We start from the raw sequence: 14,990 nt of genomic DNA, 5'->3' as shown, positions 1-14,990 counted from the left end.
GGCGCCGCGCCCGCGCGGGCGCGGCGCGAGCGCGCGCGGCGGGGGCCGGCGCGGCCCGATCGGGCGCACGCGGACCGGATACAGGCGGACCGGGCGCAAGCGGATCGCGCACGGCGGAGGCGGGCACGGCCGACCGGGCTCAAGTGCGTGACCTGCATGCGCTTCTCCCGGTGTTCTGCTGTCACGCCCCTTACGGCGGGTCCGCCGTCCGCGTGAGACACATGTAAAAAAAGTGCATCCTGGGCGCAGTTACGTCAAGAGGTAACTTTACAGAGAGCCAAGCCCCACGTTGCACCGTTTTCAACCGTCTCCGGTGGTTCACTTTCGTTATGCCTGGACGAAGGCGGGAGGATTCGCGGGAATCGGCCGGTCGCTCCCCGGGGACACACGGACATCACCCCCGGGTGCGGCGCCGCGGGCCGCTCGCGGAGCGAGCGTGGCCGGACCACCGCCGGGTATGGCCGACAATGTACGGTGGCCCAGCCACTCCGGATCCGCGATTGGTGTGTAGTACAGCCGTGCACCTGCTCAACGGTGAGCGTCCCGCTCACGACCTGACCTACAACGACGTGTTCATGGTCCCCGGCCGCTCCGACGTGGGGTCGCGCCTGGACGTCGACCTGGCCACCTCGGACGGCAGCGGGACGACGATCCCGCTCGTGGTCGCCAACATGACGGCCGTGTCCGGCCGCCGGATGGCCGAGACCGTCGCCCGGCGCGGCGCGATCGCGGTGCTGCCGCAGGACATCCCGGCCGACGTCGTCGCCGAGGTCATCGGGTGGGTCAAGGGCCGCGACCTGGTCGTCGACACCCCGATCACGCTCGGCCCGTCCGGCACCGCCGGGGAGGCGCTCGCGCTGCTGCCCAAGCGGGCGCACAACGCCGTGATCGTCGTCGAGGACGAGCGCCCGGTGGGCGTGGTCACCGAGGCCGACTGCCAGGGCGTCGACCGGTTCGCGCAGCTGCGCGACATCATGTCCCGCGACCTGGTGACGCTGCCGGCCGGGGTCGATCCGCGCGAGGCGTTCGACCGGCTGCACGAGCGCGGGCACCGGCTCGCCCCCGTCGTCGGCGCCGACGGCCGGCTCGCGGGCGTCCTGACCCGCACCGGCGCGCTCCGCGCCACCCTGTACCAGCCCGCCGTGGACGCCGCGGGGCGGCTGCGGGTCGCCGCGGCGGTCGGTGTGAACGGCGACGTCCCCGGCAAGGCCAAGGCGCTGCTGGAGGCGGGCGCCGACCTGCTCGTCGTCGACACCGCGCACGGCCACCAGGACAAGATGCTGAGCGCGCTCGCCGCCGTCCGCGGCCTGGACCCGGCGGTCCCGGTCGTGGCGGGCAACGTGGTGACCGCGGAGGGCACCCGCGACCTGATCGAGGCGGGCGCCGACATCGTCAAGGTCGGCGTCGGCCCCGGCGCGATGTGCACCACCCGGATGATGACCGGGGTGGGCCGCCCGCAGTTCTCCGCCGTGCTGGAGTGCGCCGCCGAGGCGCGCCGGCTCGGCCGGCACGTGTGGGCGGACGGCGGCGTCCGGCACCCGCGCGACGTGGCCCTCGCCCTCGCGGCCGGCGCCGCGAACGTGATGGTGGGGTCCTGGTTCGCCGGCACCTACGAGTCTCCGGGCGACCTGCAGCGCGCCGCCGACGGCCGGCTCTACAAGGAGAGCTTCGGGATGGCGTCGGCGCGGGCCGTGCGGCTGCGCACCGCCGAGGACTCCCCGTTCGACCGGGCGCGCAAGGCGCTGTTCGAGGAGGGCATCTCCACGTCCCGCATGTTCCTCGACCCGCGGCGCCCCGGCGTGGAGGACCTGATCGACCAGATCGTGGCCGGGCTGCGCAGCGCCTGCACCTACGCGGGCGCCCGCACCCTGGAGGAGTTCCACGAGCGGGCGACGATCGGGATCCAGAACCCGTCCGGCTTCGCCGAGGGCATGCCGCTGTCGACCAGCTGGTAGCGGCCGGCGGGCCGCCCCGGAGGCGGGCCCGGGGGCCGGTCCGGCGGCCCGCGGTATCCCGGACGGGTTCCCCGAACCCGGCCGGATTCCCTATCCTGATCATCAGCAGTCCCAGAGGCAACACCCGCTCGCATGCGGCGACTCCCACGCAACCTTTGCCCGGTTCGGCGCGTCCATAATGTGAGCCGGGGCTTAAATCACCGTGGGTGGGAATCGGAGCGTACATGGGTCGGTCGAGGCGGCATGCCCGGGAGAGGGACGGCGACGGTTCCCCCGGCGGGGCACGGGGGTTGCCCCGCGCCCTGGCGCTGACCCTCGCGTCCGCCCTCGTCTGGGGCGTCGCCCACTTCGTCACCGGCCGCCGGATCGCCGGCTCGCTGCTGCTCGCCCTGTACGTCGCGATCGCCGCCGCCGTGGCGGCGGCCGCCACGGTGTACCGCTCGGATCTGCTGCACCTCGCCGTCCAGCCGGACGTGCTGCAGCGCCTGTCCGCCGCGCTGGTCGCGCTGGGGCTGGTGTGGGTCCTGGTCGTGATCCGCTCGTACCAGATCCTGCGGCCGCTGCGGATGTCGATCAGCGCGAAGACGCTCGGCGCCGCCGCCGTCGCGGTGATGTGCTTCGCCGTCGGGGTCCCGGTGGCGTGGTCGGCGCACAGCACCTACGTCTACCGCGACGCGCTGACCAGCATCTTCCGCACCGGTACCGAGAACGGCAAGAAGGTCGACACCGAGGACCCGTTCAACGGGCAGGCCCGCGTCAACATCCTGCTGCTCGGCGGCGACTCCGCCGCCGACCGCACCGGGGTGCGCACCGACAGCATGACGCTCGCCAGCGTGGACACCGAGACCGGCGACACGGTGCTGCTGAGCCTGCCGCGCAACCTGGAGCGGTTCCCGATGCCGCCCGGCCCGGCCCGCGACCGGTTCCCCTACGGGTTCACCGGCGACGGCCCGCTGAACCCGGGCCTGCTGAACGAGGTGTACGAGTACGCCGAGCAGCACCCGGACGTGGTGCCCGGCGTCCCGAAGAACCGCCGCGGCCCGGAGCTGCTGAAGGCCACCATCGCCGGGATCCTGGGGCTGCGCGTCGACTACTACATCCTCGTCGACATGTTCGGCTTCGCCGACATCGTGGACGCCATGGGCGGCGTCAAGATCAACGTCACCGAGCCGATCCCGTACGGGCTGGAGGGCGCCGTCCTGCAGCCCGGCTACCGGACGCTGGACGGCAAGGAGGCCCTCTGGTACGGGCGCTCCCGCACCAACAGCAGCGACTACGTGCGGATGGGCCGGCAGAAGTGCCTGATGCGCGCGATCGCCGAGCAGGCCGACCCGCAGACCGTCCTGACCAGCTTCGACAAGCTCGCCGCGGCCGCCAAGCGGACACTGTCCACCGACATCCCGCAGGAGCTGCTGCCCGCGCTGGTGAAGCTGTCGAACAAGGTCAAGAACGGCGCGGAGATCCGCAGCCTGCAGTTCGTGCCGCCGCTGATCTACACGGGCAACCCCGATTTCAAGCTGATCCGCAAGCTGGCGTCGGAGGCCGTCAACAGCGACCCGCACGCGGTGAGCGCCGCGCCCAGCGGCGGCGCGAGCGGGTCGCCGGGCGCGTCGCGGAGCCCGTCCCCCGGCCCGCCGGACGGGACGGCGTCGCCGAAGCCCGACACCAAGCCGGTGTCGCTGGAGGCCACCTGCCCGTGACCGTCCCGCTCCGGGTGGATCATAGAGGGAGACGACCTCTGCGAAAGGGCGGGTGAGGGTGCCTCTGATCCAGGGCTGCGACGCCTTCCACGTGGCGATGCCGCGCGGACGGCGGCCGGAGAGCGTGCTGGTCAGGCTCGACGGCGGCGACGCGGTCGGGTGGGGCGAGATGGCCGTGCCGGGCGGCGCGGCGGGCGCGGGCGCGGCCTGGGCGGACATCGAGCGGCGGATGGCCCCGGCCCTGATCGGGCTCGACTGGGACCGGCCCGAGGACGTGTCCGCCGCCGCCGACCTCGGCGCCAGCGAGGCCGCCGCGGCCGTCGACACCGCCTGCTGGGACCTGTGGTGCCGGGCGCGGGGGCTGCCGCTCGCGCACGCGCTCGGCGGCACCCGCACGTCCATCGTGACGGGCGCGCGGATCAGCCCGGAGCCGGCGCTGGACACGATCACGGCCCGCGTGAACAAGGCCGTTGGAGCGGGCCACACCCGCGTCACCCTGGACGTCCGGCCCGGCTGGGACGTCGAGCCCGTCCGGGCGATCCGGCAGGCGTACCCGGCGCTGGCGCTCGTCGCCGACGCGGGGCACCACTACACCGAGTCGCCCGAGCACCTGGCGGTCCTGGAGGCGCTGGACGCCTACGGACTCGCGGCGCTGGAGCGGCCCTTCCCGGCCGGGGACCTCGCCGCGCACGCCCGGCTGCAGCTGCGGATCGGCACCGCGGTCGCCCCGGCGGTCGCCGACCTGGAGGCCCTCGACGCGGCGCTGTCGCTGGACGCGGGCCGCGCCCTGCACCTGCGGCTGGACCGGCTCGGCGGGCTGACCGCGGCGCGCAGCGCGCACGACCTGGCGTACGCGGCGGGCTGGGACGTGTGGTGCAGCGGCACCGGCGCGTTCGGGCTGGGGCAGGCCGCGGCGGTGGCGCTCGCCGCGCTGCCGGGCTGCACGCTGCCGAGCGACGTGTCGGACCCGGCGGGCGGGCCGGTGTTCGTGACGCCGCCGGTGCGGTCGTCCGGCGGGGTCGTCGGCGTCCCGCTCACCCAGCCCGGCCTCGGCCACGAGGTCGACGAGGCGCGCATCGAGCGGCTGGCGACCCGCCGCATGCGCCTGACGACGTGACGGACGACCCGGCGGAGGACGCGGCGGCCGGCGGGGAGCCGGCGCCCGCGACGGTCTGGGTGGTGGCGGGCCCGCCCGGCTCCGGCAAGACGACCGTGGCCGGTCTGCTGCTGCGGCGGCTGCGGCCGGTGCCCGCGCTGCTGGACAAGGACACGATGTACGGGCCGTTCGTCGCGGCGACGCTCGCGGCGTCCTCCCGCGACCCGGGCGAGCGCGAGGGCCCCTGGTACGACGAGCACGTCAAGCGGCACGAGTACGCGGGGATGACGGCCACGGCCCGGGAGATCCGGTCGCACGGGTGCCCGGTGCTGCTGAGCGGGCCGTTCACCGGGCAGATCCGGGACGCGTCCCGCTGGGCGGCATGGGTGGAGGAGCTGGGCGGCCCGCCCGTCCGGCTCGTCTGGATCCGGTCGGACGCGGTGACGCTGCGGCACCGCCTGGAGGAGCGCGGGTCGCCCCGCGACACCGCGAAGCTGGCCGCGTTCGAGGCGTTCACGGCCCGGATGCGCCCGGACGAGCCGCCGCCGGTCCCCCACACGGCCGTGGACAACCGGCTGACCGCGCCGGAGCCGCTGGAGACCCGGCTGGACCGCCTGCTCGGCCCGTCCGCGTGACCGCCGGCGGGCGGGTCAGTACGACTTGGGCAGCCCCAGCGAGTGCTGCGCGACGAAGTTGAGGATCATCTCGCGGCTGACCGGGGCGATGCGCATCAGCCGGACGACGCCGGCGAGCATCCCGACCCCGTACTCGGTGGTGAGGCCGTTGCCGCCGTGCGTCTGGATGGCCTGGTCGACGCAGTGGATCGCGGCCTCGGCCGTCGCGTACTTCGCCATGTTCGCGGCCTCGCCCGCGCCCATGTCGTCGCCCTCGTCGTACAGCCACGCGGCCTTCTGGGCCATCAGCCGCGCCAGCTCCAGCTCGATCTTGGCGGCGGCCAGCGGGTGCGCGAGGCCCTGGTGGGCCCCGATCGGCGTCCTGAACACCTGCCGCTCCCTGGCGTAGGCGGCGGCCTTGCCGAGGGCGAGCCGGCCGATCCCGGCGCCCATCGCGGACGCCATGATCCGCTCGGGGTTGAGGCCCGCGAACAGCTGCAGCAGGCCGCCGTCCTCGTCCCCGACGAGCGCGTCGTACGGGAGGCGCACGTCGTCGAGGTGGCAGATGAACTGCTTCTCCGGCGACACGATCTCCATGTCGATGGGGGTGTAGGTGAAGCCCTCGGCGTCCCTTGGGACGATGAACAGCGACGGCCGCAGGTTGCCCTTCTGGTCCTGGGTGCGGGACACGAACAGCACGGCGTCCGACTCGTCCACGCCGGAGATGAACGTCTTCTGCCCGTTGAGGACCCAGCCGTCGCCGTCGCGGCGCGCGGTGGTCGTGATCCGGTGCGAGTTGGAGCCCGCGTCCGGCTCGGTGATCGCGAAGGCCATCTTGACCGAGCCGTCGGCGAACCGCGGCAGCCAGTGCTTCTTCTGGTCCGCGGTGCCGGACCGGGCGATGATCGTCGCGCAGATCGCCGGGGACACGACCATCAGCAGCAGCGGGCAGCCCGCGGCGGCCAGCTCCTCGCACACGGCGGCGAGGTCGCCGATGCCGCCGCCCCCGCCGCCGTACTCCTCCGGGACGTTCACGCCGAGGTAGCCGAGCCGCCCGGCCTCGGCCCACAGCTCGTCGGTCTTCTGCCCGGCCTTGGCCTTCTCCACGTAGTACGCCGCGCCGTACGCGGCGCCCAGCTCCGCGACGGCCGCGCGCAGCGCCCGCCGCTCCTCGCTCTCGACGAAGCTCATTCGGGGTCTCGTCTCCTCTGCTCGATGACGGCCAGGACCGCGCCCGACTCGACCTGCCGGCCCGCGGCGACGTTCAGCTCGGCGACCGTCCCGGCGGACGGGGCGGCGATGCGGTGCTCCATCTTCATCGCCTCCAGGACGACGAGGGTCTCCCCCTCGGCGACCTCCGCGCCCTCCCGCGTCTCGACGCGGACGACGGTCCCGGGCATCGGCGCGAGGAGGGAGCCGGGGGCGATCTGGGCGCTCGGGTCGGCGAAGCGCGGGACGACGGTGAGCGTCACCGGGCCGAGGCGGGAGTCGACGTGCACCGCGTCCCCGGCCGCGGCCACGGCGAAGGTCTCCCGGAGGCCGCCGTGGTCGAGGACGACCCGGTCGGGCACGGCGGTCACCAGGGACGTGCCGGGGCACAGCTCGGACACCAGGCCGTCCCTCCGCAGCTCGTAGTCGACCTCGACGGTCCCGTGGGGTCCCTCGAACGTCCTGCGCTGCGGCTGCGACCGGACGTTGCGCCACCCGGACGGCAGCCCGCCGAGCACCGGCGCGGCCGACCGGTTCGCGGCGGCCAGCGCGAGCGCGGCGGCCAGCGCGGACACGCGGACGGCGCCCTCCCCGGCGAGCGGCGCGGACAGGGCGCCGAGGCCGGCGCGGTCGAGGTAGCCGGTGTCGGTGTCGCCGTCCAGGAAGCCCGGCTCCTCCAGGATCCGGACGAGCAGGTCGCGGTTCGTGGTGAGGCCGTGCACACGGGCGCCGCGCAGCGCGGCGGCGAGCCTGCGGGCGGCGGCGGCGCGGGACGGCGCCCACGCGATCACCTTGGCGAGCATCGGGTCGTAGTGGACGCCGACCTCGGCGCCGCTCTCCACTCCGCTGTCGAGCCGCAGACCGTACGCCGCGGGGACGGCGAACTCGGCGTCCACGTCCGGCACCTCGAAGGTGTGCAGGGTGCCGCCGGCGGGGCGCCAGTCGTGCGCGGGGTCCTCCGCGTACAGCCGGACCTCGATGGCGTGGCCGCGCGGCCGCGGCGGGTCCTCGGGCAGGCGCGCGCCTTCGGCGATCTCGATCTGCAGCCGGACGAGGTCCACCCCGTACACGCATTCGGTGACGGGATGCTCGACCTGGAGGCGGGTGTTGACCTCCAGGAAGTAGAAGCGGCCGTCCGGGGCGAGCATGAACTCGACCGTCCCGGCGCCGGTGTAGCCGATGGCGCGGGCCGCGTTCGCCGCCGCCTCGCACAGCTCCTTGCGCAGCGCTGGGGTGACGGCGGGCGACGGCGCCTCCTCGACGATCTTCTGGTGGCGGCGCTGGATCGAGCATTCGCGCTCGCCGAGCGTCCAGACGGCGCCGTGCGCGTCGGCGAGGACCTGCACCTCGATGTGCCGGGCGTTCTCCAGCAGCGGCTCGCAGAACACGGCGGGATCGCCGAACGCCGACTCGGCCTCGCGCCGCGCCCCCGCCACGGCGTCCCGGAGCGCGCCGGGCGACCGCACGATCCGCATGCCGCGCCCGCCGCCGCCCGCGGACGCCTTGACCAGCAGCGGGAAGTCCTCGTCGGTGAGCCCGGCCGGGTCGAGATCGGGCAGCACGGGGACGTCCGCGGCGGCCATCAGCTTCTTGGCCTCGATCTTGGAGCCCATGGCGGCGATCGCGTCCGGCGGCGGCCCGATCCAGGTCAGGCCCGCGTCGAGGACGGCGCGGGCGAAGCCGGCGTTCTCCGACAGGAACCCGTAGCCGGGGTGGACCGCGTCGGCGCCGGCGCTCCGCGCGACCGCGAGGAGCCGCTCCGCCGACAGGTACGTCTCCGCCGGGGCCGCGCCGGGCAGCCGCCCGGCCGTGTCCGCCTCCCGGACGTGCGGGGCGTCCGCGTCGGGGTCGGAGAAGACGGCGACGGTCCCGACGCCGAGGCTCCGGCAGGCCCGCAGGACGCGGCGGGCGATCTCGCCGCGGTTGGCGACCAGCACTCTGTTGATCATGTTCGACTCACATCCGGAAGACGCCGAAGCCGTCGGCTCCGCGCACGGGCGCGTTGTGGACGGCGGACAGGCACAGGCCGAGGACGGTGCGGGTGTCGCGCGGATCGATCACCCCGTCGTCGTAGAGCCGCCCGGACAGGAAGAACGGCAGCGACTCGGCCTCGATCTGGGCCTCGACCATCTCCCGCATGGCCCGGTCCTGCTCTTCGTCGTAGACCTGCCCGCGCGCCTCGGCCGCCTGCCGCGCCACGATCGACAGGACGCCGGCGAGCTGCTGCGGCCCCATCACCGCCGACTTCGCCGACGGCCACGTGAACAGGAACCGGGGGTCGTAGGCCCGGCCGCACATGCCGTAGTTGCCCGCCCCGTAGGACGCGCCCATCACGATCGAGATGTGCGGGACCCGGCTGTTCGCCACCGCGTTGATCATCAGGGCGCCGTGCTTGATGATCCCGCCCTGCTCGTAGTCCTTGCCGACCATGTAGCCGGTCGTGTTGTGCAGGAACAGCAGCGGGGTGTCGCTCTGGTTGGCGAGCTGGATGAACTGCGCCGCCTTCTGCGACTCCTCGCTGAACAGGACGCCCTGCGCGTTGGCGAGGACGCCGATCCGGTAGCCGTGCACGCGCGTCCAGCCGGTGACGAGGCTCGTGCCGTAGAGCGGCTTGAACTCGTCGAACCGCGAGCCGTCCGCGATCCGGGCGATGACCTCGCGCGGGTCGAACGGGACCTTCAGGTCCTCGGGGACGATGCCGGCCAGCTCCTCCGCGTCGTACAGCGGCTCCTCCGCGGGGCCGGGCGGCGGGCCGAGCTTGCGGTGGTTGAGGTTCTTGACGATCTGCCGGCCGAGGCGCAGCGCGTCCGCCTCGTCCGCGGCCATGTAGTCGGCGAGGCCGGACGTGCGCGCGTGCATCTCCGCGCCGCCGAGCTCCTCGTCGCCGGCCTCCTCGCCGGTCGCCATCTTCACCAGCGGCGGCCCGCCGAGGAACACCTTCGCGCGCTCCTTCACCATGACGACGTAGTCGCACATGCCCGGGACGTACGCGCCGCCGGCGGTGGAGTTGCCGAACACCAGCGCGATCGTCGGGATGCCCGCCGCGGACAGCCGGGTGAGGTCCCGGAACATCCGCCCGCCCGGGATGAAGATCTCCTTCTGCGTCGGCAGGTCCGCGCCGCCCGACTCGACCAGGTTGATGAGCGGCAGCCGGTTCTCCAGCGCGATGTCGGACGCGCGGAAGCTCTTCTTCACCGTCCACGGGTTGCTGGACCCGCCCCGCACCGTCGGATCGTTCGCCACGATCACGCATTCGACGCCCTCGACGACCCCGATCCCGGTGACGACGCTCGCGCCGACGGGGAAGTCGCTCCCCCACGCGGCGAGCGGGCTCAGCTCCAGGAACGGCGAGTCGGGGTCGAGGAGCAGTTCGATGCGCTCCCGCGCGAGCATCTTGCCGCGTTTGCGGTGCCGGGCGACGTACTTCTCGCCGCCGCCTTCGAGGGCCTTCGCGTGCTCGGCGTCCAGCGCCGCCAGCTTCTCCAGCATGGCCGCTCGGCGCTCCCGGTACTCGGGGCTCCGCGTGTCCAGCGTGCTCTTGAGGGTCAAAGGACTGCCTCCGGGATGTCGACGAGGCGGGACCGCAGCCACTCCCCGAGGGCCTTGCCCTGGGGGTCGAACCGGGTCGAGGCGGATACGCCCTCCTGCAGCAGCCCTTCGACGACGAAGTTGACCGCGCGGAGGTTGGGCAGGAGATGCCGATGGACGCGGTGGTTCCGGGTCTCGGGCAGCAGGTCGTTCAGCCGCTCGACGGTGAGGAAGGGCTCCAGCCAGCGCCATTGGGCGTCCGTGCGGGCCCAGACCCCGATGTTGGCGTCCCCGCCCTTGTCCCCGCTGCGCGCCCCGGCGACGCGTCCCAGCGGAGCCCGCACGACGGGGCCCTGGGCGCCGGGGCGGTCATCCGCGTTCCCGGGTGCGTCCGCGCTCGCGTCGGCGGTGGGAAGCGTGGCCGTGGCGGGTGGAGGTGGGATGGGGATGCGGGAACCCCCGGGCGTGACGGCGACGTGTTCGACCGCCTCGTTGGGGACGTACGCGGGCTTGTACACCCCGTACGGGCTGCCCTTCCCCGGCGGGGACGTCATCGTGAAACCCGGGTAGCCGGCCAGGGCCAGCTCGACCGCCGCGTTGCTGAAGGCGCGGCCGACCTTGTTCGCGTCGGGGTCGAGGACGGCGCAGCGGAGCAGCGCCGTCGCCTCCCCCTGCGTGGCGGGATCGGCGGCGGGCGCGCCGATGAGCGTCCACTCCACGCGGGCCGGCGGCGCGTCGCCGAACACCGCCGCCATGTGGGCCTTCACCGACTCCGCCTTCGCCTCGATGCCGAGCCCGGTCAGCACGAACGTCATCTCGTTCCGGTGCCCGCCGAGATGGTTCAGGCACACCTTCGCGGACGGCGGGGGCGGCGTCCCGCGGACGCCGCTGATCCGCACGCGGTCGGGCCCCTCCTGCGCCAGCTCGATCGTGTCGAAGCGCGTCGTCACGTCCGGTCCGGCATAGGACGGCCCGCCGATCTCGTAGAGCAGCTGCGCCGTGACCGTCTCGGTCGTGACGGCCCCGCCCGTCCCCTCGTGCTTGGTGATGGTGCTGGAGCCGTCGGCGCGGATCTCGGCGATCGGAAAGCCCAGCGCCTTTACGTTGTAGATTTCTTCAAAGAACGCGTAGTTGCCGCCCGTGGCCTGCGCCCCGCACTCCAGGACGTGGCCGGCGACGGTCGCGCCCGCCAGCGCGTCCCAGTCGTCCCGAGCCCACCCGAAATGCGCGGCGGCCGGGCCGACCACCAGCGAGGCGTCGGTGACGCGGCCGGTCACCACCACATCGGCGCCGGACCGCAGGCACTCGGCGATCCCCCACGCGCCCAGATAGGCGTTGGCGGTGAGCGGCGGCCCGTAGCGGGGATCGGCGAAGCCGAACTCCTCGGCCCGCGCCAGCAGATCATCGCCCTCCACGTGGGCGACCCGCACCTCGATCCCGAGCCGTGCGGCCAGTTCGCGCAGCCGCTCCGCCAGCCCGCGCGGGTTGAGCCCGCCGGCGTTCGTGACGATCGCGGTGCCGCGCTCCACCGCCGGCCCGAGCGATTCCTCCATCTGCCGCAGGAACGTGGCGGCGTACCCGGCGTCCGGGTCCTTCATCCTGCCGCGGCCCAGGATCAGCATCGTCAGCTCGGCGAGGTAGTCGCCGGTGAGGACGTCCAGCGGCCCGCCCTCCAGCATCTCCCGCACCGCGGAGAAGCGGTCGCCGTAGAAGCCCGAGGCGTTCCCGATCCGCAGCGGTTGGCTCATGGCTGAACCCTGCCAGCCCCGCCCGAAAAAATCAATCGTGCATGATTGTTTTCTGCCGAGGCCATTTGGTTGACTGGGAACCCCACCGAGCCAAGGAACCCATGACCGCCCAGGCACTTCCCCGCGAACCGCAGCAGGACCGCAGCCGCGCCACCCGGCGGCGCCTCCTGGAGGCCGCCATCGACTGCCTCGCCTCCGTCGGCTGGGCGGGGACGACCGTGGCCGTCGTCGCCGAGCGCGCGGGCGTGTCGCGGGGCGCGGCCCAGCACCACTTCCGGACGCGCGAGGAGCTGGTGACGGCCGCGGTCGACTACGGGTCCGAGGTGCGGATGACGCAGATGCGCGAACGCCTGGACGCACTCGCCGACAACCGCCCGTCCACCCTCGACGTCGTGACGCTGCTCGGCGAGATGTACACGAGCCCGCTGTTCCGCGCCGCGCTGCAGCTCTGGGTCGCGGCCAGTTCCGACGAGCAGCTCCGCGCGCAGGTCGTCCCGCTGGAAGCCCGCGTCGGACGCGAGGCGCACCGCCTCACCGTCGAGGCCCTCGGCGCGGACGAGAGCGTCCCCGGCGTGCGCGAGACCGTCCAGGCGACCCTCGACCTGGTCCGCGGCCTGGGCCTGGCCGACCTGCTCACCGACGATTCGGCCCGCCGCACCCGCCTCCTGAACCAGTGGGCCGTGACCCTCGACAGGGCCCTCGGCCGCTGACGCGGCCCGCTCCGGGCCCCGGTCAGAGGGGGACCTCGCGCAACGGGTCGCCCCCGTCGACGAAGAGGCGCCCGCCGGGCGCCAGCACCGCGGCGATGCGCGGCATGGCCCGGCGGCCGGCCTCCGGGTGGCGGCCGTCGAGCGCCCCGACCCGGACGGCGAACACCAGGTCGAAGCGGGCTTCACCGGGTTCCGGCGTGAAATCCTCGATGGCGGCGCACCGGACGCTCATCCGCCCGGACGCGATCTCGTCGGCCGCGGCCGACGCCGCCTGCGCGATCGCCTTGGCGGACCGGTCGATCGCGAGAATGCGCCCGCCGTCGAGCCGCGCCGCGACGGCGCGCGCGGCGGCGCCCGGCCCGCACCCGATCTCCAGGACGCGCATGCCGGGAGTGAGCGGCAGAGCGTCCACGATCTCCGCGAGGCGCGGTGAGAGCGGCGGCATGGACACGACGATATCCATCGCTCCTACCCGGTGAGTACCGCCTCTCCCCCGATCACCGTTGCGGACGTCGCCTGCCGCCGCATTGCGCGAGCATGATGGCCTCCATGGGCCTGCGCCGGCTCGTTCACTCGGTTTTGGCCCGGGCCGCTGGGCTCCGGTGCGGGTACAAGTCGCGAAGCAGCGCGATCTCGGCCCCGTGGTGGACGACTTCGCGGTTGATGTGGAGGACGAGCGTGGCGAGGGAGATGTCCTCGTAGGGCGCCTCCGCGGGGCCGGAGGGGCGCGCGAAGTCGTCCGGGCCGAGGCTCCGGACCCCTGCCGTCCACGCCGCGTAACCGGCGTCGAGCTGGGCGAGCGCCTCGTCGGCGGAGCCCGCGTACCGGAAGCTGCGGTAGTCGGTGGGCGGCCCGCCGAACTGCCCGGCGACCCGCGCGCCGAGCACTCCGGCGATGATGTGCCCGAGAGGCGTCACGAGCCACCTCCCGCATGCGGCCCGCACAGCCACATCTGCACCGACAGGAACGCCTGACGCAGAGGACAGTCCAACCTCTGCCCGACTTCCTCACGATCTCCCGTCATGACAATGTGTGCTCGTCTGACCACGGAGAGGCGTCACCGTGGCGCCTCATATGAGAGGAGACCTACGCATGGCAAGACGGACATGGCGGGTCCTGGCCGCCGTCTCGGTCAGCACTGCGGCCTGCTTTGCGGCGGCCCCGCCCGCCCAGGCGACGAGCTGCTTCTGGGAGGACCCCGGCCAGCAGGGTTCGAGCCGCTGCTACGAGAACAACGTCCAGGACTTCGGCGGCCAGCGCTTCCCCAACGGCCACAGCGTCCAGCACACGGCCAGTTCCTGGCGGAACCTCAACACCGTCTGGAACGAGGTCGTCTACAGCGAGCCCAACTTCACCGGCCAGTCGCAGGAACTCGAAGACGAGACCGACGGGAACCTGAACCCCGGCATCAACGACCACCTCGGTTCCTTCGACGCGGCCTGACCTGACGAGAGGGTCCGGGCGTGGAACCCCGCGCCGCCCGGACCCACCGAAGCGACCGGAAGGAGGGCGCACCGTGAACACCGCGCGGGCGGCCGCCGCAATGCTCGTCCCGCTCATCCTCGCGGGGTGCACGGCCCAGCGCCCGGACGCCCCTCCCGCCCGCATCCAGCACGTCGCCGACGTCGACGCGCTCGTCCTCCCCCTCGACGCCTACCGGACGAGTCCCGCCCAGCGAAGGACGGTCCAGCGTGCGGAGAAGAAGCTCGTGACCGCATGCCTGCGGCGTTTCGGCATCACGGTCGACCTCGGCGATCCGGCACCGCCGCCGTTCTCGCAGAACGCCCGCCGCTACGGGCTCGCCGACGAGGCGCGGGCGAGCAGGCTCGGCTACAGCACCCCCGAGATCACCAAGCGCCCATCGCGGCCGGATCTGCCGGCGAAGGCGAGAAAGGCCGCCTGGGGCGACGGGCCGGCGAAAATCCGCGGCCGGGACCTGCCGGAAGGCGGCTGCGTCGGGGAGGCCGGCCGGACGCTGAACGCGGGTGCTGAGCCGGCCGGAACGCTCGCGGACCGGCTGGCCTTCACCGCCCTGGAGGCGTCGGAGAAGGACCGCCGCGTACGCGCCGCGTTCGCGCGGTGGAGCGTCTGCATGAGGCGGGCGGGCCATGCGTATGCGACGCCGAGGGACGCCAACCGCGACCGGCGGTTCATCGACGGTCCCGGGCACCGCATCGGGCCGGCCGAGACCGCTGTCGCCGTGGCCGATGTGCGCTGCAAGCAGCAGGTCCGTCTCATCGACATCTGGGCGAGTGTGGAGGCCGCTTATCAGAAACGTCTCATCGCCCGTCACAAGACCGAACTCGAGCGCGACCGAGCAGCTCTCCAGACCCGGATCGACACCGCGAACTCGGTACTGCACCGACCCCTGAAATGAAATGAGAAAGGGCCCCGCCGATCGGCGAGGCCCTTCCCCGTAATATGAGTCCG

Annotated in this window: 13 protein-coding genes; 7 read left to right on the top strand and 6 right to left on the bottom strand. The window is 73.6% G+C overall.

Features of this window, described 5'->3' with window-relative positions; translation table 11 throughout:
• The first annotated feature begins 518 nt into the window (after positions 1-518).
• The 4 genes from ACIWVC_RS31720 (at position 519) to ACIWVC_RS31705 (ending at position 5,386) form a co-directional block, all read left to right on the top strand.
• On the top strand, positions 519-1,955 hold the full coding sequence (locus ACIWVC_RS31720) for a GuaB1 family IMP dehydrogenase-related protein (RefSeq protein ID WP_396452120.1): 1,437 nt from the start codon (positions 519-521) through the stop codon (positions 1,953-1,955).
• A 290-nt stretch (positions 1,956-2,245) separates the two neighbouring features.
• The gene (locus ACIWVC_RS31715) at positions 2,246-3,655 is read left to right on the top strand and encodes an LCP family protein (protein WP_396452119.1); all 1,410 of its coding nucleotides are present in this window, start codon (positions 2,246-2,248) and stop codon (positions 3,653-3,655) included.
• 52 nt (positions 3,656-3,707) lie between these two features.
• Positions 3,708-4,772, top strand: a complete 1,065-nt coding sequence (locus ACIWVC_RS31710; protein ID WP_396452117.1) for an enolase C-terminal domain-like protein — start codon at positions 3,708-3,710, stop codon at positions 4,770-4,772.
• Entirely contained in the window at positions 4,769-5,386 is a 618-nt protein-coding gene (locus ACIWVC_RS31705; RefSeq protein ID WP_396452115.1) for an AAA family ATPase, read from the top strand. Before ACIWVC_RS31710 ends, ACIWVC_RS31705 begins: the two co-directional genes overlap by 4 nt.
• Before the next feature lie 15 nt (positions 5,387-5,401).
• Here ACIWVC_RS31705 and ACIWVC_RS31700 read toward each other — a convergent pair whose 3' ends face one another.
• Genes ACIWVC_RS31700 through ACIWVC_RS31685 form a run of 4 tightly spaced genes read right to left on the bottom strand, consistent with a single transcriptional unit; the run spans position 5,402 to position 11,850 of the window.
• Complete coding sequence (locus tag ACIWVC_RS31700; RefSeq protein ID WP_396452113.1) at positions 5,402-6,556, bottom strand: acyl-CoA dehydrogenase family protein; 1,155 nt, start codon at positions 6,554-6,556, stop codon at positions 5,402-5,404.
• Complete coding sequence (locus ACIWVC_RS31695) at positions 6,553-8,523, bottom strand: acetyl/propionyl/methylcrotonyl-CoA carboxylase subunit alpha (protein ID WP_396454960.1); 1,971 nt, start codon at positions 8,521-8,523, stop codon at positions 6,553-6,555. Before ACIWVC_RS31695 ends, ACIWVC_RS31700 begins: the two co-directional genes overlap by 4 nt.
• Before the next feature lie 7 nt (positions 8,524-8,530).
• Positions 8,531-10,123: an acyl-CoA carboxylase subunit beta gene (locus ACIWVC_RS31690; RefSeq protein WP_396452110.1), complete on the bottom strand. Its 1,593-nt coding sequence runs from the start codon at positions 10,121-10,123 to the stop codon at positions 8,531-8,533.
• Positions 10,120-11,850, bottom strand: coding sequence for an acyclic terpene utilization AtuA family protein (locus ACIWVC_RS31685; protein ID WP_396452108.1), 1,731 nt, complete (start codon positions 11,848-11,850; stop codon positions 10,120-10,122). Before ACIWVC_RS31685 ends, ACIWVC_RS31690 begins: the two co-directional genes overlap by 4 nt.
• 101 nt (positions 11,851-11,951) lie before the next feature.
• Here ACIWVC_RS31685 and ACIWVC_RS31680 point away from each other — a divergent pair, with 101 nt between their 5' ends.
• Positions 11,952-12,560: a TetR/AcrR family transcriptional regulator gene (locus tag ACIWVC_RS31680; protein WP_396452107.1), complete on the top strand. Its 609-nt coding sequence runs from the start codon at positions 11,952-11,954 to the stop codon at positions 12,558-12,560.
• A gap of 22 nt (positions 12,561-12,582) precedes the next feature.
• Here ACIWVC_RS31680 and ACIWVC_RS31675 read toward each other — a convergent pair whose 3' ends face one another.
• A complete protein-coding gene (locus tag ACIWVC_RS31675; protein ID WP_396452105.1) occupies positions 12,583-13,023 on the bottom strand; it encodes an SAM-dependent methyltransferase in 441 nt (146 codons plus the stop codon).
• Positions 13,024-13,129: 106 nt separating this feature from the next.
• Positions 13,130-13,477, bottom strand: coding sequence for a DinB family protein (locus ACIWVC_RS31670; protein ID WP_396454959.1), 348 nt, complete (start codon positions 13,475-13,477; stop codon positions 13,130-13,132).
• A 175-nt stretch (positions 13,478-13,652) separates the two neighbouring features.
• On the opposite strand from ACIWVC_RS31670, the gene ACIWVC_RS31665 reads away from it, so the two are divergent.
• On the top strand, positions 13,653-14,003 hold the full coding sequence (locus tag ACIWVC_RS31665) for a peptidase inhibitor family I36 protein (RefSeq protein ID WP_396452101.1): 351 nt from the start codon (positions 13,653-13,655) through the stop codon (positions 14,001-14,003).
• Positions 14,004-14,268: 265 nt separating this feature from the next.
• A complete protein-coding gene (locus ACIWVC_RS31660; RefSeq protein ID WP_396452099.1) occupies positions 14,269-14,937 on the top strand; it encodes a hypothetical protein in 669 nt (222 codons plus the stop codon).
• Positions 14,938-14,990 lie beyond the last annotated feature (53 nt).

Origin of the sequence: Actinomadura sp. (assembly GCF_044508335.1) — a bacterium.
Taxonomy (GTDB): domain Bacteria; phylum Actinomycetota; class Actinomycetes; order Streptosporangiales; family Streptosporangiaceae; genus Spirillospora.
The sequence above is the reverse complement of the archived record's forward strand: the minus strand, read 5'-3'. Positions and strand labels throughout refer to the sequence as shown.